The sequence below is a fragment of the Vibrio sp. SCSIO 43137 genome, from assembly GCF_028201475.1.
GTDB lineage: Bacteria > Pseudomonadota > Gammaproteobacteria > Enterobacterales > Vibrionaceae > Vibrio.
This window is the reverse complement of record NZ_CP116384.1, coordinates 223,747-243,851: the sequence shown is the minus strand read 5'-3', so window position 1 is coordinate 243,851 and position 20,105 is coordinate 223,747. Positions and strand designations below refer to the sequence as shown.

16 protein-coding genes are annotated in these 20,105 nt (G+C 45.7%); 8 read left to right on the top strand and 8 right to left on the bottom strand.

Annotation, left to right across the window (positions count from 1 at the left end):
• Positions 1 to 278: 278 nt before the first annotated feature.
• Positions 279 to 1,538 carry a hydroxymethylglutaryl-CoA reductase gene (locus tag PK654_RS16900; protein ID WP_271700167.1) on the top strand — a complete coding sequence of 420 codons (1,260 nt, stop codon included), beginning with the start codon at positions 279 to 281 and terminating at the stop codon, positions 1,536 to 1,538.
• Between the two features lie 132 nt (positions 1,539 to 1,670).
• On the opposite strand, the gene PK654_RS16895 is transcribed toward PK654_RS16900, so the two are convergent.
• From PK654_RS16895 to PK654_RS16880, 4 genes are read right to left on the bottom strand one after another with little or no spacing between them, the layout of a single operon-like run.
• Complete coding sequence (locus PK654_RS16895) at positions 1,671 to 2,573, bottom strand: LysR family transcriptional regulator (protein WP_271700165.1); 903 nt, start codon at positions 2,571 to 2,573, stop codon at positions 1,671 to 1,673.
• 25 nt (positions 2,574 to 2,598) lie between these two features.
• The gene (locus PK654_RS16890) at positions 2,599 to 3,369 is read right to left on the bottom strand and encodes a LutC/YkgG family protein (protein WP_271700163.1); all 771 of its coding nucleotides are present in this window, start codon (positions 3,367 to 3,369) and stop codon (positions 2,599 to 2,601) included.
• Positions 3,370 to 3,380: 11 nt separating this feature from the next.
• The gene (locus tag PK654_RS16885) at positions 3,381 to 4,796 is read right to left on the bottom strand and encodes a LutB/LldF family L-lactate oxidation iron-sulfur protein (protein ID WP_271700162.1); all 1,416 of its coding nucleotides are present in this window, start codon (positions 4,794 to 4,796) and stop codon (positions 3,381 to 3,383) included.
• 1 nt (position 4,797) lies between these two features.
• Positions 4,798 to 5,526: a (Fe-S)-binding protein gene (locus tag PK654_RS16880; protein WP_271700160.1), complete on the bottom strand. Its 729-nt coding sequence runs from the start codon at positions 5,524 to 5,526 to the stop codon at positions 4,798 to 4,800.
• 1,034 nt (positions 5,527 to 6,560) lie between these two features.
• On the opposite strand from PK654_RS16880, the gene PK654_RS16875 reads away from it, so the two are divergent.
• Positions 6,561 to 7,013, top strand: a complete 453-nt coding sequence (locus PK654_RS16875) for a YHS domain-containing (seleno)protein (RefSeq protein WP_271700158.1) — start codon at positions 6,561 to 6,563, stop codon at positions 7,011 to 7,013.
• 107 nt (positions 7,014 to 7,120) lie between these two features.
• Here the strand turns inward: PK654_RS16875 and PK654_RS16870 are convergent, their stop codons facing one another.
• Positions 7,121 to 7,879: a DeoR/GlpR family DNA-binding transcription regulator gene (locus PK654_RS16870; protein ID WP_271700157.1), complete on the bottom strand. Its 759-nt coding sequence runs from the start codon at positions 7,877 to 7,879 to the stop codon at positions 7,121 to 7,123.
• Between the two features lie 14 nt (positions 7,880 to 7,893).
• The gene (locus PK654_RS16865) at positions 7,894 to 8,781 is read right to left on the bottom strand and encodes a PfkB family carbohydrate kinase (protein ID WP_271700155.1); all 888 of its coding nucleotides are present in this window, start codon (positions 8,779 to 8,781) and stop codon (positions 7,894 to 7,896) included.
• Positions 8,782 to 9,008: 227 nt separating this feature from the next.
• On the opposite strand from PK654_RS16865, the gene yihU reads away from it, so the two are divergent.
• From yihU to PK654_RS16845, 4 genes are all read left to right on the top strand, one after another.
• Positions 9,009 to 9,902 (top strand): sulfolactaldehyde 3-reductase, encoded by an 894-nt coding sequence (gene yihU, locus PK654_RS16860; protein ID WP_271700154.1) that lies wholly within the window; start codon positions 9,009 to 9,011, stop codon positions 9,900 to 9,902.
• Positions 9,903 to 9,913: 11 nt separating this feature from the next.
• Positions 9,914 to 10,975, top strand: coding sequence for an aldose epimerase family protein (locus tag PK654_RS16855; protein WP_271700153.1), 1,062 nt, complete (start codon positions 9,914 to 9,916; stop codon positions 10,973 to 10,975).
• 224 nt (positions 10,976 to 11,199) lie between these two features.
• Positions 11,200 to 12,453: an AGE family epimerase/isomerase gene (locus PK654_RS16850; RefSeq protein WP_271700151.1), complete on the top strand. Its 1,254-nt coding sequence runs from the start codon at positions 11,200 to 11,202 to the stop codon at positions 12,451 to 12,453.
• 304 nt (positions 12,454 to 12,757) lie between these two features.
• Complete coding sequence (locus tag PK654_RS16845; protein ID WP_271700149.1) at positions 12,758 to 13,720, top strand: transposase; 963 nt, start codon at positions 12,758 to 12,760, stop codon at positions 13,718 to 13,720.
• Positions 13,721 to 13,953: 233 nt separating this feature from the next.
• On the opposite strand, the gene hpfH is transcribed toward PK654_RS16845, so the two are convergent.
• Together hpfH and hpfG are read right to left on the bottom strand one after the other, a co-directional pair.
• On the bottom strand, positions 13,954 to 14,919 hold the full coding sequence (gene hpfH / locus PK654_RS16840; protein WP_271700148.1) for a (2S)-3-sulfopropanediol dehydratase activating enzyme: 966 nt from the start codon (positions 14,917 to 14,919) through the stop codon (positions 13,954 to 13,956).
• A 5-nt stretch (positions 14,920 to 14,924) separates the two neighbouring features.
• Complete coding sequence (gene hpfG, locus PK654_RS16835; RefSeq protein ID WP_271700147.1) at positions 14,925 to 17,456, bottom strand: (2S)-3-sulfopropanediol dehydratase; 2,532 nt, start codon at positions 17,454 to 17,456, stop codon at positions 14,925 to 14,927.
• A gap of 567 nt (positions 17,457 to 18,023) precedes the next feature.
• Between hpfG and PK654_RS16830 the strand changes: the two genes are divergently transcribed.
• Both PK654_RS16830 and PK654_RS16825 read left to right on the top strand, forming a co-directional pair.
• Positions 18,024 to 18,764 carry a sulfite exporter TauE/SafE family protein gene (locus tag PK654_RS16830; protein WP_271700145.1) on the top strand — a complete coding sequence of 247 codons (741 nt, stop codon included), beginning with the start codon at positions 18,024 to 18,026 and terminating at the stop codon, positions 18,762 to 18,764.
• 332 nt (positions 18,765 to 19,096) lie between these two features.
• Positions 19,097 to 19,957, top strand: a complete 861-nt coding sequence (locus PK654_RS16825) for a class II fructose-bisphosphate aldolase (protein ID WP_271700144.1) — start codon at positions 19,097 to 19,099, stop codon at positions 19,955 to 19,957.
• Positions 19,958 to 20,105: the final 148 nt, after the last annotated feature.

Below are 20,105 nucleotides of genomic sequence, written 5' to 3'. Positions count from 1 at the left end.
GCCCCTTATTGCAGCCGCACACCACATTCCTGCTAAGTTCTTTTCCATGCATGGGGAGAAAAGATACAGCAGGAAACCCTTTTTGTGATGATAGCGGCTCAATTGCGCCTGTTAATGTCCACTGTACGCGCAGCTCCGGCCTCACAGCTCAGCAATACGCAGATCAGAGCATAACAGCTTGGCTACATTCTGCGCTCTGAGTCAGGCTTACAGCGGTAAGCCTTGTTTCTCGCCGTTAAGCAGGTAGAATCAGCGGAAATTTTTAATAATGTACAGTTATGCCAAAACTCAATCTGCACCGTCGCGACTATGTGTCTGTCCTCGGTGGCGGTATCAGCGCAGATGAACTTCAACAAAGCCTCGCTCCCCGTTTTGATCAGCCTCTGAATAAGCTTACCCCTAGCCCATACCTGACTGAAAAGAACATTGCCCGTCGCTGGGAAAAACTCAACAGACCAGAGTTGCAGGCCGAACTTCTCGATAGCCATACCGGAAATCAGGCATCTGCTTATCAGAAAAATATTGAGCACTTTATCGGAACGGTTAAAGTGCCTGTCGGTCTGGCGGGACCACTGCGGGTAAACGGTCTGTTTGCTAAGGACGATTACCTTATCCCTCTGGCAACAACAGAAGCAGCACTGGTTGCCTCTTATAATCGCGGAGCAAAATTGCTCACTGCAGCAGGCGGAGTCAGTGCTATGCTGCTCAACGAAGGAGTAACCCGGACACCCGGTTTTGCTTTTTTCGATCTGGCCGAGGCGGGACAGTTTGTTGCATGGGCGACGACACAGTTTGATATCTTTAAGCAAATTGCCGAGTCAACCACCTCCTACGGCAAACTGACGGATATCACCATCAATATCGAAGGCAACCATGTCTATCTGGTGTTTGAATTTCTGACGGGAGACGCTTCCGGTCAGAATATGGTCACCATTGCCACTAATGCCGTATTTGAGCACATTCTTTCCAATACCCCGGTTAAACCTGAATACGCCTTTCTGGACGGTAACCTGTCAGGAGATAAGAAGGCTAACAGCCAGACCCTAAGAAGTGTACGCGGTAAAAAGGTAACGGCAGAAGCCCATATTCCGGCCAAGCTTATTGAAAAATACCTGCATACCACACCAGAAAGAATGACCCAGTTTGGCATGATGACTACCGTCGGTGGTGCCCTGAGCGGCACTATCGGTGTTAACGCCCACTACGCCAACGCCCTTGCCGCTTTATATATTGCCTGTGGTCAGGATGCGGCCTGTGTAGCGGAGTCTGCCATTGGTATGACGCGTATGGAAGTGGATCGCAACGGTGACCTGTACGCCAGTGTTACGCTGCCAAATCTGATGCTGGGTACGGTGGGCGGAGGAACCGGCCTGCCAAGTCAGAAAGCTAACCTAGAGATTATGGGGTTGTACGGTAACGGTAAGTCACAGGCGCTGGCTGAAGTGTGCGCCGGCCTCTGTCTGGCGGGAGAGCTCTCTATTGTCGGCGCATTTTGTGCCGGACATTTTGCCAGAGCCCATAATAAATTAGCCCGGTAAAACAAGATAAATATTGCTAAATGCAAATATCGGAACACAAACACGCATAAACCCATCCATGGGGCTCCACCGCGCCCTCCCTGGCGCGGAGGGTTTGCTTATCGATATTTGCTTTATGAGCGTAGAAAATGCTCAGAAGTACTGATTAATACTCAGATAACGGTCGCGGATATGCTCTATTAAAGCCTGTATCCGCTTGGCCGGGTTTCGGGTATAGGGGTAAACAGCATAGATACCCACCTCTTTGCCCACCTGATCCGCCAGCACTTCCACTAGATCCCCTTTCTGCAAATCTTCATAGACCAGACAGGTCGGTACATAGGCTAAACCATTGCCGGCCAGCGCCGCTTTTCGTAAAGCAGCAGAGTTGTCTGAAGAGAAGTTACCACTTACTTTCAGGGTATAAATGTCGCTGTTGCGCTTAAACTGCCAGTCAAAGGTACCGGTACTTTCATGGGTATACCCCAGGCAGTTATGGCGCAGTAGATCTTTCGGTTTTAGCGGCTCACCAAACTCTTCGATATAACCCGGTGTGGCGCAGATAACCCAGCGTGAGTTGAAAATATAACGGGCGATAAGACTGGAGTCTTCCAGATAACCGGTTCGTATCACCAGATCGTAGTTATCGGCAATCAGGTCAACAAACTCATTATCCATCGACATATCTATGGTCAGCCCCGGATGCTGCTGACAGAAGTCCGATACCGCTTCCGCCAGTAGCAAGTCACCTGAAATGGTGGGAACCGACATACGGATATGACCGGACAACACCTCATTGTAGCCATTAATGGCATTGAAGGCTGAACGGGCGATATCCTTGATATCTTTTGCCCGGTTATAGAGTACTTCTCCCGCTTCCGTCGGTGAGAGGTTTCTGGTTGTACGGTAAATAAGCTGAACTCCCAGCTTATTCTCCAGTTTGCTTACTCGTTTACTTACTACCGATTTAGTGATCCCGTTCAGATCAGCTACCTTGCTAAAGGAACCATTCTCTATCACTTGGGTAAACAGCACCAAATCATCAATATCAGGCATAACAAGAAGTACTCAATAATTTCAATTACATATCATCAATAATAATATAGCTGGCAAATACAGGACCGTGAACACCAACCACTTTTATTAACTCAATATCTGCCGTAGAACTCGGACCGGAGATAAAGTTAACACAAGATGGAATACGCTCGCCATCAGCCGCTTTTTTATGCAGCTCTGCCGTTGCCTGAGTAAGGCGCGCTTTAAGGGTACTCTTAGCAACAATAAACACCGATGCTTCCGGCAGCAAACTAACGCTACGCCCCTGATTCGGCTGGCTGTACAGCACCATAGTGCCGGACTCTGCCAACGCCTGCTCAGCAAACACCACACCGACTTTGGCACGTTCAGCCAGTTCGATATTGCGTTGATAGCCAACAGAAGCTTCCCAGCTATTTACATCGTAAAGGGACGACTCAATAGAAGCCTCACTCACCAGATCCTGCAATCTTGCATCTGAAGAAAGAAACACTTCGGCTTTGTTAGCCGGTGCTTCTTCACCTTCCGCAACAACACAATAACCTTCACATACGGCTTTTAATGCTTCTGCTACCTTCTCTCTGGTGGTGACTACGGCCTGAGAAGCCAGATTATTTTCGGTATAACCAATCAACACCTCTTTCAACTCATCCTGAGAAAACTCCGCCATGACTTCATGGTGGCAGTTATGTCTCAGAGCCGGGCGTACAACACCAGTGGTTCTTTTTTCACGTCCAAGTTTCTTGGCAATATTATCCAGAAATGGGCTGCGATTATGAATCCGTTCCGGATCTACATTTAGTACTGAATCAGACATTATCTTCGCTCCTATTTCTTTTTATGATTTTTAAACCAGCTACGGAAGGATTCACCATCCGGCTGAGGCAGATCCCGCGCTTCGGTCCATTCACCTGTCGCGCCGATATTGATTGGCATCTTGCCGTTTTTAATCAGACTGCTGGCCACAGAAGCACCAACTTTCACCGTGGTATCCCACAAAATCGGTCTGGCGTTAATAAAGTTAAATGCACCCACCGTAAGCCTTTCACCCGCCGGAGTGATCTTCTCTTCCGCCATTTTCTGACGGTGCTTAAGCAGAAGATCAGATAATGGAATTTTAACGGGACAGACATCGTGACACGCTTTACACAAACTACAGGCGTAAGGTAGATCCTTAAAGTCGTCATAGCCGCCTAACAGAGGAGAAAGCACAGCACCAATCGGGCCGGAATAGATAGAGCCGTATGACTGACCGCCAATATGACGATAAGCAGGGCAAGTGTTCACACAGGCCGCACAACGTACACAGCGCAGAATGTCTTTAAACTCAGAGCCAAGAATGTCAGAACGACCGTTATCAACGATCACCAGATGGAACTCTTCAGGGCCGTCACAGTGCTCATCTTCACGCGGGCCGGTCAAAGCCGTTACATAGCCTGTCATCGGCAGACCAACAGCACTACGACACAGCAGGCTGATCATGATATCCAGCTCTTCAAAGGTAGGAACCATACGCTCCATACCCATCACGGCAATATGGGTCTTCGGCAGACTGGTCGCCAGACGGGCGTTACCTTCGTTGGTCACAAGGCTGACGGTACCCGATTCAGCAACAGCAAAGTTACAACCGGTGATACCGATATCCGCTTCAAGGAAATCATGACGGATATAATCGCGAACAAAACGGGTCATCTCTTCCGGATCATCAGTACCCTGATACCCGATCTTATCTTTAAAGATATCGCGGATCTGAGTTCGGTTTTTGTGCAAGGCCGGCACAACAATGTGAGACGGAGGATCACAATCATCCACCTGAAGAATGTATTCACCAAGGTCGGTTTCAACCACTTCACAGTTGTTTCGCTGAATCACACGGTTAAGGTCAATCTCTTCCGTTACCATGGATTTAGACTTAACTACTTTCTTGGCATTCTTCTGCTGAATAATACCTTCGATGTAATCTGTTGCTTCCTGCGCGGTGGAAGCGAAGAAAACATGGCCGCCGTTGCGGGCAACACTTTCACTCAGTTGATGCAGGTAGTAGTCAAGGTTTTCCAGCACATGGTTACGGATATCCATTCCCATGTCGCGCCACTCTTCCCAGTTACCCAGTTTATCGGCCGCAATCTGACGGTTGGCGAACATACGCTCCTGCGCATTGGCCACCGACTGACGCATAAATTCATCTTTCATTTGAACGTTAAGTCTGTCGCGGAACTTAACGTCACTTGTTTTCATCGACATACTACTTCACCTCACCACTTAACAGCACATCAACAATATGCATTACTTTAATAGGCTTACCTTCGCGGCTAATACGGCCGCCAATGTTGATAAGGCAACTGATATCGGCACCAATCAGGTAGTCCGGCTCTACATCAGAGATATGACGAACCTTTTCAATTACCATCTCGCCGGAAATTTCAGACATCTTCACGGAGAAGGTACCGCCGAAACCGCAGCAGGTTTCCTGATTTTTTATCGGTAACAGCTCCAGACCTTCAACCTGTCCCAGCAGTTTAAGAGGCTCTTCACGCACACCAAGTTTACGGATAAGGCTGCAAGACGGATGATAAACTCCGCGCCCTTCCAGCTTGGCACCAAGGTTCTCCACCTTAAGTTCATTGACGATAAACTGAGTCAGTTCAAACAGACGATCGGCGACCTTTTGTGCACGGGCTGCCCACTCAGGCTCATCAGCAAGATATTCAGGATACTTTTTAATGGATGCGGCACAGGAACCGGCCGGGCTGACAATCGGGTAATCATTGCCTTCAAAGGACTCGATGATGTTTTTCATCGCAGGCTTGCTGCCTTCGATGTATCCACTGTTTAGCGAAGGCTGCCCGCAGCACCCTTGTCTCTCAGGGAATATCACTTCACAGTTAAGTTGTTCTAACAGCAGGACTGTTTTTTTGGCAACTTCCGCTTTCACCATGTCACCCAGACAAGTGGCAAATAAGTTTACCTTCATTATATTGCTCCCATTACCGCAATGCTGAATGCGCATTGTTTATTATTAAATGACGTATCGCATTTAATATTGGATTAAATTTATTTCTTGGACTTTTTATACCCAAGTGACCCTAAATATGTAGAATTCAGAGCAGCATCAAGATGTTCAGTTCAAGGAAGATAACTGTAGGAATGGCACTCCCTTTCAAAGTTATCTGACACAGAAATGGGCATCTTGATGCGCTCCCGAAGGGCGAGTTATATTGGCTCCTGCTCTGTGTTACTGATTCTCACCGTAGAATAACTATGGCTTCAAATCAGTGCCTTGATCAGAAGCCAATATATTCTCGCTGAAAAAACATATTTAGGTTACTTGGGTATACTTATAATTATTTTCGTAATTAACAATTACCCTTTAATTAATTGCAAGACTAACCTGCTAAGTAATCGCTATTACTAAATATAGTTTATCCGTAATTAAAAATGACGCCATGGCTAATTAGTCGAGTATGATTAACCTTCGTAAATCATTTGTGATACAGATCGGTTACAGAAGGTTAACTAGGAACATAAAACCCTTATATAACAATAAATAAGCGATTATCAGCTGATAAAGCAGGCACTTATTGAGTCACTTTTGGAAACAATAATTCTTCGATTGTGCGGCAATCAGTCACATATGTGCACAGTTGTGCGGTGCCTGTCCCTAACTACTCTAACTACTAGTAGTGCCTGTCCCTAACCACTAAGTATTAGTCAGCAGATAAGTTTTCAGAAAAAATATTAAACTGTTATTAAAGGATATGAATAGGATATATTAATCCGTGATGAGAAGAGATATCATTTAGGACGGGAGAATTATTTAATATCTATACTTTAATTTTTAACCAAGCAGATAAATATCAAAAAATAACTAGTAAATATCCTGCTTGATTTAATTGTACTCAGTAAGTCCGAAAATTTTTTGATTCAGAATGAAATTTTTCCCCTCGTCATCCGCTCTACTATCTCAACACTGCCGGAACAAACAAATACCTATGGAGAGTAACGACAATGAACAAGTGGATTAGCGGAGTATTACTATTTGCAGCACAGGCACTGTTTAGTGCATCTGCATTCGCAGCAGACCCGATTTATACCGGTTTCTTTAGTAATAAAGCACTGGATGGCTATGATACCGTTGCTTACTTTACTCAGGGTAAAGCCGTTGAAGGTAGTAAAAGGTTTAAGCTTTCCTACAAGGGTGCCGACTGGTACTTCTCAAGTCAGGAAAATCTGGACAAGTTTCAGGCTGACCCGGAGAAGTTTGCCCCTCAATACGGCGGTTACTGTGCATGGGCCATTGCCGCTAAAAATGATTTTGCACCGGGAGACCCTAAGCAGTGGAGCATTGTTGATGACAAGCTATATCTGAATTACGACAAGTCTATTAAAGATATGTGGCTGGAAGATGTACCGGGCTTTATCTCTCAGGGTGATAAAAACTGGCCTTCACTGATTAACTAATCCTGCCTTTAGTCAACTAATAACGAATAGCATAAAGCCCGCAAAAGCGGGCTTTATTGTATCTAACCGATAATGACTAACCGGCCTTACCTCTGAACGGACTATAACTAATTACAGATTTCCAGTTTTACCTGGCTCTGATCAATTACTTCCTTAATATCATCCGGCGGCATCTCATCAGTAAAGAACACTGTTGCTTCGCTGATATGCCCAAGCTCTATGGAGCCTTTCGGAGTGTATTTGGTTGAATCCAGTGCAACAAACACATTTCTGGCAGACTTAATTACTGTCTGAGAAATAGCGGTCTCATTTAGATCATACTCAAGCAGAGTGCCGTCAGCATCTATTGAACCGGCGCTGGTCACCAGATAATCAAACCGGAAGTTGCCGATAAAGTCGATAGCTTCCGTACCAACAATGCCACCATTCGATGCCCTGATTTTTCCGCTCGGAATTAACACATCAAAACTTTTGTTACTGTGAAGTACATTGGCAACCCGCAACGAGTTCGTAATCACCTGAAGATTATTCTTCTTAAGCAGGTGGCTGGCAATCACTTCAGTTGTAGTACCGATAGTCAGAAACACAGTAGAGTTATCGGGAATCATCTCCGCAATTCGCTCGCCAATGGCGTTTTTCTCTTCTGTTTCTGATACTTTACGGATTTCATAGTCCAGGTTTACTGTGCTGGATGGAGAGCTTGCTCCTCCGTGGTGACGAACGATCATACGTTTGTCACTCAGCTTTTTAATATCCCGGCGAATAGTCTGCGTAGAAACCTCAAGGGCTTCTGCTAACTCCTCAACGGTACAGTAACCTTTATCTATAACTAACTGCAGTAATTTGTCTTGTCTTGGATTAGTCATGATAAACCTTATTATTATACGGCGATATCAGCGTCAACGGTTTGTCTATCCGGAATCCCCTCGCGCCCGCCTAATTTTGTACATTTTAACGCTGCTACCGTATTCGAGAAAATAACCGCATTACGTGTTTCCATCTCTTCAGAAACGGCGACAGCAAAAGCACCGTGAAATACATCACCAGCTCCGGTGGTATCAACAACAGCTACTTTTTTACCTTGTTGATGCATCAGCTCACCATTCTCCAGCCAATAGCATCCTTTGGCGCCGACAGTAACATAAACCTTGCCATTTGTCCTTTTTTGAGCAATTTCTAACCCTTTAATTGGGTCTTCTGTCTCAGTAAAACGAGCAAGACCAGGTTCAGAAAAGGCAACGTGATCAGCAAGTTCAACCAGTTTATCAATTGGTTCCGGAGATAAATCTGCATCAAGAACTGATGGAATGCCGTATTTTTTTGCCTGTTTAAGAGCATATTCTGCCCCTTCCGGCCAACGTACATCACACAAGATGGTTGAGTATGTAGAGAAGTCGACAGATTTCAGCGGTTCTATATCCCGGCTCAATGAAGGATCCTGATAGTTAATGATCATACGCTCCCCTTCGTCATCAACCAAAACAGCTGAAAATGATGAAGAGGCAGCAGAAATCCGCACAGAGTTATTAACGTTAACGCCATACCCTGCAAGCTCTGACAGCATGATATCAGCAACAGAATCACCGCCGACACGTCCGATAAAATCAACCGGCTTACCTAATTTAGCCACTGCCACTGCAGCAGTAGCCGCAGGACCGCCACCAACTTCAAAGTAATCGGTAGCGACATACTTGCCTCCGCTGGACGGAAGGGCCTGAACGCGCTGAATTCTATCTAATACGGTTATTCCTACACATGCTATTGGCATTGCTCTAATCTCTTTCTGGTTATGTACCGCCTTTATACTGATTCAGGCAGCAGCTGGTCAACATTTCCGTCTATTATAAGAAAAATGACTTATTTGGCTGAGATTGCAATCACAAAACAACATCAAATGACACAAAACAACATTATGTGACATTGATTACAGTAGTTCCTGTCAAAAACGTTATAGTTACACTCAAGTAATCTCAAACTGTTAATAAGGAAAAACTCATGTCTACTATCGGCTTTATCGGTCTTGGCCAAATGGGCAGCCCAATGGCTTCAAATCTGATTAAAGGTGGTCACTCCCTTAAGGTGTTCGATATCAGCAAAGATGCTGTAGCAGCACTAACAGAGCAAGGCGCCGTTGCTGCCAGCTCTCCGTCTGAAGCCGCACTGGATGCAGAATTTATTGTCACTATGCTTCCCAATGGTTCTCTGGTTCGTAACGTTATCTGGGGCGAACAAGGTATTACAGAATCCATGAGCAAAGATGCTCTGCTTATTGATATGTCTACTATCCATCCTTTTGAAACCGACGCGTTAATCAAAGAGATGAAAGAAAACGGCTTTGACATGATGGAAGCACCTGTTGGCCGCACATCTGATCACGCGGTACGCGGTGAACTTCTTATCCTTGCCGGTGGCACTAAAGAGCAGATTGCTAAAGCTCAGCCACTGTTCGACTGCATGGGCAGTGAAACCATTGACGCCGGCGGTGCAGGTAAAGGCAGCCGGGTAAAAATCATCAATAACTATATGAGTATTGCACTAAATGCTCTGTCTGCAGAAGCGGCAACACTTGCTGAAGCCATCGGCCTTGATTTCGAAACTGCACTTGCAGTTATGCAAGGCACTCCGGCAGGGAAAGGTCACTTTACAACAACCTGGCCGGGCAAGGTGTTAGCGGGCGATCTCTCTCCGGCATTTATGCTTGATCTTGCCCATAAAGATTTAGGTATTGCCCTTGACCTTGCTAATCAGGTTAATGTACCTATGCCGTGCGGTGCAGCATCCCGTGAACTGTATAGTATTGCCCGTGCTGCAGGCCGTGGCCGTCAGGACTGGACTTCCGTTCTTGAACAGCTACGTGTTACTTCAGGTCTGGAAGCGAAAATCAAATAAAAGGCGCTAACGTGAACTTAACAATGACTCCATGGGGAATGGTTGAAGGACAGGATAAGCCAGTTCAACTGTTTACTCTGCAAAACAGCAAAGGGATGAAAGTATCGGTCACTAACTATGGTTGTATCGTCACTTCCATCGAAACGCCTGACCGCAACGGTGAAAATGCAGATGTGGTTCTGGGTTATGAAAATCTGGAGAAGTATCTGTCCGGTCACCCCTTCTTTGGTGCGATTGCCGGCAGATACGCCAACCGTATCAAAGATGGTAAGTACTCGCTGGATAATGTTGAGTTCCGTTTAGAAACTAACGAGCCACCGACAGTTCAGCACCTGCACGGCGGCACTAGAGGCTTTGATAAATACGTCTGGGACTATTCAGTAGAGCAGAGCGAAACTGGTATCTTTATTCACTTTTGTCGCGTATCGCCGGATGGTGAATCGGGTTACGGTGGCAATTTGAACGTAGTGCATACGGTCGGGCTGGATGAAGATAACCAACTGCACTTCAGGTTTAAAGCCACTACCGATAAGCCAACGGTTATCAATCTGGTTAACCATAGCTATTACAATCTGGCTGGCCATGATTCAGGCACAGTAGATAACCATCAGCTCAGGTTACATGCCGATTTCTATACTCCGGTAGCAGAAAACCTAATCCCGACGGGTGAGATACGCTCCGTAAAAGGCAGTGGTCTGGACTTTACTTCTGTAACCCGCATTGGGGAGAACGGACAGAAAATGCCGGATCAGGGCTTTGATCATAACTATGTGCTTAACAGGCTGCAGACCGAAGGCGAGTACGCACTTGCTGCTGAGCTTTATGAACCGGAGTCCGGACGCTATATGACGGTACTGACCACCCAGCCCGGGGTTCAGTTTTACAACGGTTTTAAGTTGTCCAACAAACCATGGTTTGGCCGAAACGGTTATAAATACGAGTCCCGTAACGGCATATGTCTGGAAACTCAACACTTCCCGGACAGCCCGAATCAGGCTCACTTCCCTAGCACCCGCCTTAATCCGGGTGACGTGTTTGAGGAAAAAACCATTCATCGGTTTGGTGTCAGATAGGTCAAAAAGGACTATTTAGGCGCTCGTACTGAGCGCTTTTTTTATGAGCATCTAAAGCTATTTTACTAGCTCCAACGCTCAAAAATGTCCATTTATGATTATTATTGTCACAAAGTGATACATAACTAACAGAATTAAACATCATAGGCTGATAGATTTACTATCAATCAACAATACTTTGAAAAATTGTTCAGTAGCAAGAAACAATATAGAGGAATTTGAGCATGAAGTGGATTAATACCCGATCCCATAACTCTTGGTTAGAAACTGAAACAGACAGAATTTTTGAATTCGGCAGAAATGCTGTAGTACCGAACGGTTTTGGCTGGATTGGTAACAACGGCAATGTACGTGAAGAGATGGGCACCCGCCTGTGGATCACATCACGCATGCTGCACTGTTATTCTCTGGCAGCCCTAATGGGTCGCCCGGGCGCTATGGATCTGGTTGAGCACGGTATCGCAGCGCTGGAAGGTCCGCTTAAAGATAATACTCATGGCGGCTGGTTTGCCACTATCGATAACCAAGGCGAAGGCATTATGGATTCGTCTAAGCAGGGTTACCAACACGCATTCGTACTGCTTGGTGCTGCCAGTGCGGTAACAACTGGTCACCCACGTGCTCAGGCTCTTCTGGATGAAGCGATTACGGTTTACGAAAAACACTTCTGGGTAGAAGAGAAGCAGATGTGTTACGAGTCATGGGATCAGGCATTCACTGAAACGGAAGATTACCGTGGCGGTAATATGGCGATGCACTCAGTAGAAGCTTTCCTTATCGTTTACGATGTCACTAAAGACAAAAAGTGGTTGGATCGCGCGCTGAACATCACCGAGTTTATGATCCATAAAACAGCAAAAAGCCTGAGCTACCGTGTAAACGAGCACTTTGATTCTGACTGGAATCCGCTACCGGATTACAACAAAGAGACACCTGCCAGCCACTTCCGTGCCTACGGCGGTACGCCGGGCCACTGGATTGAGTGGGGACGTCTGATTTGTCACCTTCGCGCAACGCTGATGGAAATTGGTGCTGAAGCTCCTGAATGGATGCTGGAAGACGCAATCGGCCTGTTCGACGCAACAGTGCGCGATGCATGGCATGTAGATGGTGCTCCCGGTTTTGTTTATTCCGTAGACTGGGATGGCAAGCCGGTTGTACGTGAGCGTATCCGCTGGGCACCAGTTGAAGCAATTGGTACTGCTTATGCCCTTTACACGGTTACTGGTGATGAGAAGTATCAGGAGTTCTATCGCCTGTGGTGGGATTACTGCCGCACTTACTTTATCGACTATGAAGGTTGCTCATGGTGGCAAGAACTTGATGTAAACAACCAAGCTGGTACCAGCGTAGTATGGGATGGTAAACAAGATATCTACCATCTGATGCACTGTCTAGTTATTCCTCGCCTGCCGTTGACTCCGGGCCTTGCTCCGGCACTGGCCGCCGGTCAGCTTGATGTCCATATGGAAAAATAAGTTGACCGAAAGGCAAGTTAACCTGATAACAAAAAATGGCAGCCCGTGGCTGTCATTTTTTTCGGCACATTTTTTTCGGGGACATACACCTCAAAAAGTATTGCAAAAAGTATTGGGACATACACCTAACAAAAAAGTATTGAAAAAAGTATTGGGACATACACCTAAAAGTAGGGACATACACCTAAAAGTATTAGAACCGACTGATCTTGTGATAACTCGATCGTGACTTTATAACTGAATCATTGTCGCAACGACTTCATTGAGTAACCTCGGTTTGTCACTCATTATCCGGTTACTTTCTATGACAACAGCCAGAAAACAGCTCGTCTCACCTGAAGCAACTCCTTACTATCATTGCGTTTCGCGTTGTGTCAGGCGCAGCTTCCTATGCGGAGAAGATCCTGTTACCCAAAAAAGCTACGAACACCGAAGAGATTGGATTGAGCATAAGGTCTACGCTCTTTCTCAGGTCTATTGCATTGATGTCTGTGCTTACGCAGTGATGAGCAATCACTATCATCTTGTTCTTCATATCAACAAAGAAGAAGCCTTAAAACTCAGCGAATACGAAGTGGTTGAACGCTGGCAACAACTTCATAAACCCCCTTTACTTGTTCAAAATTGGCAGGCCGGAAAACTGACCAGTGATGCAGAGAAAAAGGCTGCATCTTCGATTATCGAATGCTGGCGAAAGCGGCTCTGGAACCTGAGCTGGTTTATGAAAGAGCTTAACTTTGATATCGCTTGTCGGGCAAACCTAGAAGATAACTGTAAAGGGCATTTTTGGGAGAGTCGCTTTAAGAGCCAAGCTCTGCTCGACGAACAAGCCCTCGTAGCAGCTATGACTTATGTTGATTTAAACCCTCTGCGTTCAGGCATTGCCAAAACACCAGAATCCTCAGAATATACTTCCATCAAAGCCAGAATAAAGGCTCTGAGTAACGATCAAGAAACTGCACCATGTCTTTACCCATTTATCGGTAATCCCACCAATAAAATGTTAAAAGGTATCCCGTTTCGGCTTATAGATTACATTGAACTAGTCGACTGGACAGCAAGACAATATCGCGAGAACAAAGTTGTTTTAGGCTCCTCTCTTCCACCCATTTTGCAGAGACTGAATATCAGCCAAGTCAAATGGTTAAAGGCTTGCACTAAATTAGAACAATACCGAAACACTGCTGTTGGTTGTTGCCCTCAAATTGAATCAGCAAAACGGATCCTCAATAAACGCAAAATGTGTGTTTTCCGGCTGGATAGTTGATATAGCCCAAAACTTCTTATCATTTCTCCCAGTTGCACCACTCCCCGTAAGACAAGTTATATCCTTATCTATACACTGCATAAATAGATAATCAGTAATAATTCACAAGGCGTAGATCTTACCGTCCAGCAATAAAACTGAACAGCTTAAGATTAGTGAACTGTTCAGTTTTAACTTCAACTTTCTTTTGTATCGACTGTCCTTTTCTTGTGGCGCCTGTCCCTTAAAAAAGTTTATCCTCCCTCACTCTCTTTAGTGCCTACCAGACAATGAATACCGCGCTGATTAAAGTAGCCAGCAAGGCCATTGACCTGCTGTTGAAACTCATGACGATCAAACTCAAGATCTGCCATTTTGTAATCCATACCAAGAGACTGATATTTTTCTTCTCCCAATCGCATAAAACTCAGAAGCTGTAATGTTCTCACTCTTCCCTTCATTTGGTTGAGAATAAAGTCGGCTGTCGCTTCGGCATTGTCTTTATCATCGTTTACTGTGGGAATCACCGGAATACGCAGGATTATCTCTTTATCTGTTTCTGACAGTTTTTGCAGATTGTGTAAAATTTTGTGGTTATCTACTCCGGTATAGCGCTTATGTTTTGCGCTATCCATCAGCTTTATATCGGAAATAATAAGATCTGTATAAGGTAACAGCTTTTCGATCTGTTCCCAGTTGGAATGGAAACTCGATTCGAGACAGGTGTGTATGTCCTCTTCCCGGCAGGCCTGAAACAGCTGTAATACAAACTCACTCTGCATCAAAGGCTCTCCGCCGGACACGGTAACACCACCTCCGGAACGGCTATAAAAGCCTCTGTCCTGAAGAATGACTTTCATACAGTCCTCAACGGACATGCTGCTGCCCCACGGCTTTATTGCTTCCGCGGGGCACTCCTGCGAACAGAGCATACAACTGCTGCATTTGCTGCGATCCACCAGCTCTAGCCTGGAGTCAGAAAAAATCAGCATATCGCTGTCAGGACAGACACTTGTACAGTCGCCACACTCACTGTTGCTTATACATTTGTTGTGATAAACACCAACCTCGACACGCTTGTTAAAACTCTCCGGATTCCCACACCAGTCACAGCGGAGCGGGCATCCTTTAAGAAAGAATTCGGTCCGGATACCCGGACCATCATGCAAAGTGAAGCGCTGAACATTAAGGACTGTGCCTGACACATTGGAAAATGACACCGGTTCTAGAACCTCAACTCAGTACGCTGGATCAGGTCGTCCTGTAACGGTTTACCCAACTCAACAAAGTAAGCACTGTATCCGGCAACCCTTACCAGCATGTCACGATACTGTTCAGGATTTTTCTGCGCAGCACGCATCTTCTCTGCACTCATAATATTGAACTGCACGTGCATACCTTGCTTGGCAATATATTCGTCGACAAAACTGACCAGAATGTCGCGCCCTTCCACGCCAGATACAGCGTCTTCAAGAAAACGCAGGTTCAGCAGAGTACCGTTGGTGGCAAGGCTGTGATCTACCTTGGTCACTGAGTTCACAATCGCTGTCGGACCGCTAATATCATGAGAGCCCCCTTGGGTATGTACCGGCCCCATATTGTCGGAAATTGGCTCACCATCTTTGCGCCCGTCCAGTGAAGCACGGGTATATAATCCCATCCCCACGTTGGCGTTTACCGTATAAACACCCGGGCTGAACTTGCCACCACGCGGGTTATCACGTCCTTTAATATGGCGGCAGTAACACTCGAACATAAAATTGAACAAGTTGTCCGCTTCATCGATATCATTGCCGTAATGAGGGATCTTGGCACTATTTACTAAAGCATACAGTTTTGCATGGCCGTCCCAGTTATCTCTGATAGCGCTCAGCAGCTGTTTGCCTGAGTATTTTTTCTCGTCAAACATAAGCTTTTTGATAGTCGCCAGTGAATCAGCGCAAGTAGCAATACCGGCGGCCTGCGGAGCGGTTCCGTTATATTTCACACCACCTGCGGTCATATCTCTGCCAGACTCAATACAACCTTCAAAGAAGGTTGAGATGTAAGGCGTAGGCTTGATCTTCCGGTGAATTTTATCCGTCACATTCAGACAGCTACATAGTTGATCACACCAGTAAGCAAACTGCTTATCGACACTTTCCAATACCTCTTCAAAGCTTTGATAAGTTTCTAAACTACCCGTATCAGGCCCTAGCTGTTTACCGGCATCAGGTCCGGACAAAATACGACCACCGTTAAGCACCATCTCCAGCATTTTGGCGGTATTTACATAACCTGCATCCAGCCAGCCGTGCTCTTTACCAGGAATAGTAGGTTCAACGCAACCAACGACCGCATAATCGCGCGCCTCTTGCAGGGTAACACCTTTACCCGACATTGCTTTTATCGCCGGGCCATCATTAAACAGTTTAGGGTGACCATAACCGGCACGGATACATTCAATGGTTTTGATCTTAAGTTCGTAAGGGGTGTTCTCATGCATACGGACACAAACCCACGGGTTCATCATTCGTGTATGTACCGAACCCTCCAGCATCAGCATGGTCAGATCGTTAGTCGCGTCATTACCTTCAGAATCGACCCCGCCGATAGTCAGACTTTCACCACCAAAGCCGCGGCCGTTACGCACTTTCACTGTACCTTTGTCTTTCAGCTTGGTCGGGTTGTTCATTTTTACATACTGAACTTCAATCAGCTCAAGAATAAACTCCTTGCTGACTGACTGCTGCTTAACGTCTTTTTCATAGAATGGATAAAGCCACTGGTCCATCCGACCGTATGAGATAGAGTGACCATTACCTTCAATCTGAGTCAGGGTAACCGCAAAGTTGAACAGCTGTAGTGCCTGCCAGAACGACTGAGGTACACCGCCGGCAATCTGCTGACAGTTAGACGCCATCTGCTCAAGCTCTTGTTTACGCTGGATATCCGTTTCTGTTTCTGCCATTTGCAGGGCGAGCGAGGCATAACGGGCAATATAGGCTTTCGCTGCTTCTAAGCTAATAATGGTAGCTTTGTAATAGTCGCGCTTGTCACTAAACTCAGGATCTTGCTTAGACAAAGCGGCAAGGGCTTTTCGCGTCTGCTCAAGTACACCGTCGTAACCAAGAGTCATAAGCTTATGAAAGTCCATGGCGAAATGACCAATACCGGCGAAGTGGTAGTTATTAGTCTGGAACACTTTTTCTCCCATATGGGAGCCTTTCTTCTGATCTTCGTCCAGATGAGCGGTTATAAACTCGTTGGCACTTTTGCCTTTCCAGTACTCACACAGTTCAAGAATCTCAGCACGTTCCCTATCGTTACGGATATAGAACTGGTCATTGGCACGCTCTTCAAACGGGGAGTTGGTGATTTCATCGATGATCCAGTCAACGGAAAACTCCGGATAGATAGGCGATGCCTTGGCCGGTGCCGCTATTTCGCCGACAATTAAATCTTCATCATAAATATGCAGAGTAGTATTGAGCAGAATATTTTCAAATGCATAGGCGCATTGCAGGATACGGGGCATCACTTCATTTTTCTTGTACGCTTCCGTTACCAGACGCAACCTTTCCACATCAATGTCATAAGGACGATCAAGGAAAGTCTGGCGTAATCTGTTTACCCGCGGATACGGTGACCACTCTTCATGGCCCACTTCGTAACCCAAGCCATACACCTTATCAAACTTGTCCACGCCTCGTGCCAATGTACGGCAGTCGGCGTTTAAGTCGAGCAGACTCTCTTCTCCTAACCGGAAGTTATCCATTGTTTACCTCATAAATTAAAAGCTGTTCTGAAAATGAAATCTTGTTTTATCCGCCCTCTTCTAAAGACAGCGGAACTCAATCTGGCGACACTCTTTAGTCTTATGGTGTCTGTCCCCGAAAATTCGGTCTTATGGTGTCTGTCCCCGAAAATTCGCCCGAAAATTCGGTGTGTGTCCCGAGAACTAGAGTCTGAACTAGAGTCTTATGGTGTCTGTTCTAATAACTCTTGCGGTTTCTGTCCCGATAACTTCTGGTGCCTGTCCCCGATAATTGTCCATAATTGGTGTGTGTCCCGAGAACTTGCGAGAACTTTTGAGAACTTTTCCCGAGAACTGTTTTATATTTTGTTCTGATTTTATGTATATAAAACAACTTCACGGTCTTTATGCCTTCAGACAAAGAGTTATTTAGCCGCATTATACTTAAGAGGTAGCCTCTCTTCTGAGATGATTGTCACAAGGCGAAATCAAACGGACACAAAACAACATTTTGTGACAAAAACAATAGCATTTAAATATGCACAGCTTATAATGTGCACAAATTCCACTCACTCAGTAACAGGAAATATGGACACCACGGTTATACTTGTTTCAATGATCATCGCCTTGGCCGGCTTTACTCAGGGCCTGACTGGATTCGGTTCTGCGATGGTTTCAGTTCCCCTGCTTTCACTTGTTGTCGGTGCCCAGACTGCTGTACCTATTGCCGGTATTATTGGCTGGTTAGTGACACTGCCCATTGCCTGGAAAATGCGTCACTCTATCCAGCGTAAGGTTGGTTTAATTCTGTTTGCAGGTTCGGTTCCTGCGTCATTTGTCGGGGCAAGACTGCTGGCAACCATGCCATCTCAATACATTCTGCTTACCATGGGTATAGTGCTGATTATTTCCAGCCTGCACTCGTTCCGCTCCACTAAACCAGTATTTGAAAAGACCTCTATTCCCATCACTATTGGTGCCGGTTTTACTTCGGGCGTTCTTGGCGCAAGCGTTGGTGAGTCGGGGCCTCCGGTCATTGCCTACACTTCAATGCAGCCGTGGTCAGCAGACGAAGTTAAATCAACTCTGACTTTCTTTTTTATGCTGCAGATGATTGGCGCCAATATTAGTTTCTGGAATGAAGGGCTAATTACTGAAGACGTATTATCCCATGTGCTCTCCGCACTGCCGGCCTTTGCCGTAGGTATCGCAGGCGGGATGGGAAGCTACCATTTATTACAGAAGTATAAGATTAACTATCACCATCTTGTACACGGCTTTCTGCTGTTTATCGGCTGTGCGCTGGTCTACAAAAACGTCCACTTTTAATCTCGCTTAATACAGCAGTAAACGCATGTAACTAAGAGCCTCTATTGAGGCTCTTTTTCGTTTTCTACTCTTCATTGTAAACCGCTCAACACTATGCTGAGCCGCTAAAATACAAACCTGTCCGAAATATTACTCATAATCTGCAACATCTCTGACATTCCGTTAAAAAGCGTATTAAATAGAGACATTATCGCGATCAAAACTGTGTGATCGCGCTCATAAATGTCCACTTTTGTTTTTTTATGTCGAAAAGTGATACATAACTAACAGAAATGATAATGCCAGCCTGATAATTTGTATCACAACGAAGTAAAACACAGAGGATTCTTCAAATGCCTTACGTATCAGGTAAGAAAATGATTCAAGAAGCGTGGCAAAACGGTTACGCAATTGGTGCTTTCACAGCACATAACCTGGAAACTATCAAAGCAGTACTTCTTGCTGCTGAAGAAGAACAGTCGCCTATCATGATTCAGATTGGCCAGAAGGCGATTAATGAAATGGGCATGAAGCCACTGCGTGATGCTGTAGACTCTCTTATCCAGCACCACCAAATCAGCGTTCCTATTTGTATTCACCTGGACCACAGCCGCAAGTTTGAGCAGTGCATGGAAGCGGCGACACGTGACTTCCAGTCACTGATGTTTGATGGCTCGGCACTGCCTTTCGAAGAGAACGTACGTATTACCCGTGCAGTGGTAGAAGTAGCAGCAGCTCTTGGCTTAGGCTCTGAAGGCGAAATCGGCAAAATCGGCGGAACCGAAGATGACATAACGGTTGATGAGAAAGACGCCATGATCACTACAGTAGAAGAAGCACTGGACTTCTCTGAGCGTACGGGTGTTGATTATCTGGCGGTTTCAATCGGTACTGCTCACGGTGTTTACAAAACAACACCTGAGCTTAAGTTTGATCGCCTGAGTGAAATCAAAGAAGCGGTGAAGAAACCAATCGTACTGCACGGCGGCTCTGGTGTACCGGATGATCAGGTTGTTGAAGCGGTTAAACGCGGTGTTGCCAAAATCAATGTCGATACCGAGCTGCGCCAAGGTTTCATCACCGGTGTTCAAAGCCACTGGGATAAAGACCGCAACGATTTCATTCTGGCCGATGTGATGAACACAGGTATTGCCTCAATGAAAGAAGTTGTTCAGCATAAAATCCGCCTGTTTGGCTCAAATGGTAAAGCTTAATCCATTTTACTATGCTTAAAAATGGAGCAACTTTTCCAATTAATAGTAATAAATGTGACATTTAATATACACAAAGTGACATTACTTGTTTGGATGGGAAAAACATCACGGTTAACTTGTTACAAACTGGTAGGATGACCGTCAGAAA

Excerpts from the sequence above, each read along its gene's own strand:
- PK654_RS16900 (WP_271700167.1), top strand. The coding sequence starts at position 279 with ATGCCAAAACTCAATCTGCACCGTCGCGACTATGTGTCTGTCCTCGGT.
- PK654_RS16895 (WP_271700165.1), bottom strand. The coding sequence starts at position 2,573 with ATGCCTGATATTGATGATTTGGTGCTGTTTACCCAAGTGATAGAGAAT.
- PK654_RS16890 (WP_271700163.1), bottom strand. The coding sequence starts at position 3,369 with ATGTCTGATTCAGTACTAAATGTAGATCCGGAACGGATTCATAATCGC.
- PK654_RS16885 (WP_271700162.1), bottom strand. The coding sequence starts at position 4,796 with ATGTCGATGAAAACAAGTGACGTTAAGTTCCGCGACAGACTTAACGTT.
- PK654_RS16880 (WP_271700160.1), bottom strand. The coding sequence starts at position 5,526 with ATGAAGGTAAACTTATTTGCCACTTGTCTGGGTGACATGGTGAAAGCG.
- PK654_RS16875 (WP_271700158.1), top strand. The coding sequence starts at position 6,561 with ATGAACAAGTGGATTAGCGGAGTATTACTATTTGCAGCACAGGCACTG.
- PK654_RS16870 (WP_271700157.1), bottom strand. The coding sequence starts at position 7,879 with ATGACTAATCCAAGACAAGACAAATTACTGCAGTTAGTTATAGATAAA.
- PK654_RS16865 (WP_271700155.1), bottom strand. The coding sequence starts at position 8,781 with ATGCCAATAGCATGTGTAGGAATAACCGTATTAGATAGAATTCAGCGC.
- yihU (WP_271700154.1), top strand. The coding sequence starts at position 9,009 with ATGTCTACTATCGGCTTTATCGGTCTTGGCCAAATGGGCAGCCCAATG.
- PK654_RS16850 (WP_271700151.1), top strand. The coding sequence starts at position 11,200 with ATGAAGTGGATTAATACCCGATCCCATAACTCTTGGTTAGAAACTGAA.
- PK654_RS16845 (WP_271700149.1), top strand. The coding sequence starts at position 12,758 with ATGACAACAGCCAGAAAACAGCTCGTCTCACCTGAAGCAACTCCTTAC.
- hpfG (WP_271700147.1), bottom strand. The coding sequence starts at position 17,456 with ATGGATAACTTCCGGTTAGGAGAAGAGAGTCTGCTCGACTTAAACGCC.
- PK654_RS16830 (WP_271700145.1), top strand. The coding sequence starts at position 18,024 with ATGGACACCACGGTTATACTTGTTTCAATGATCATCGCCTTGGCCGGC.
- PK654_RS16825 (WP_271700144.1), top strand. The coding sequence starts at position 19,097 with ATGCCTTACGTATCAGGTAAGAAAATGATTCAAGAAGCGTGGCAAAAC.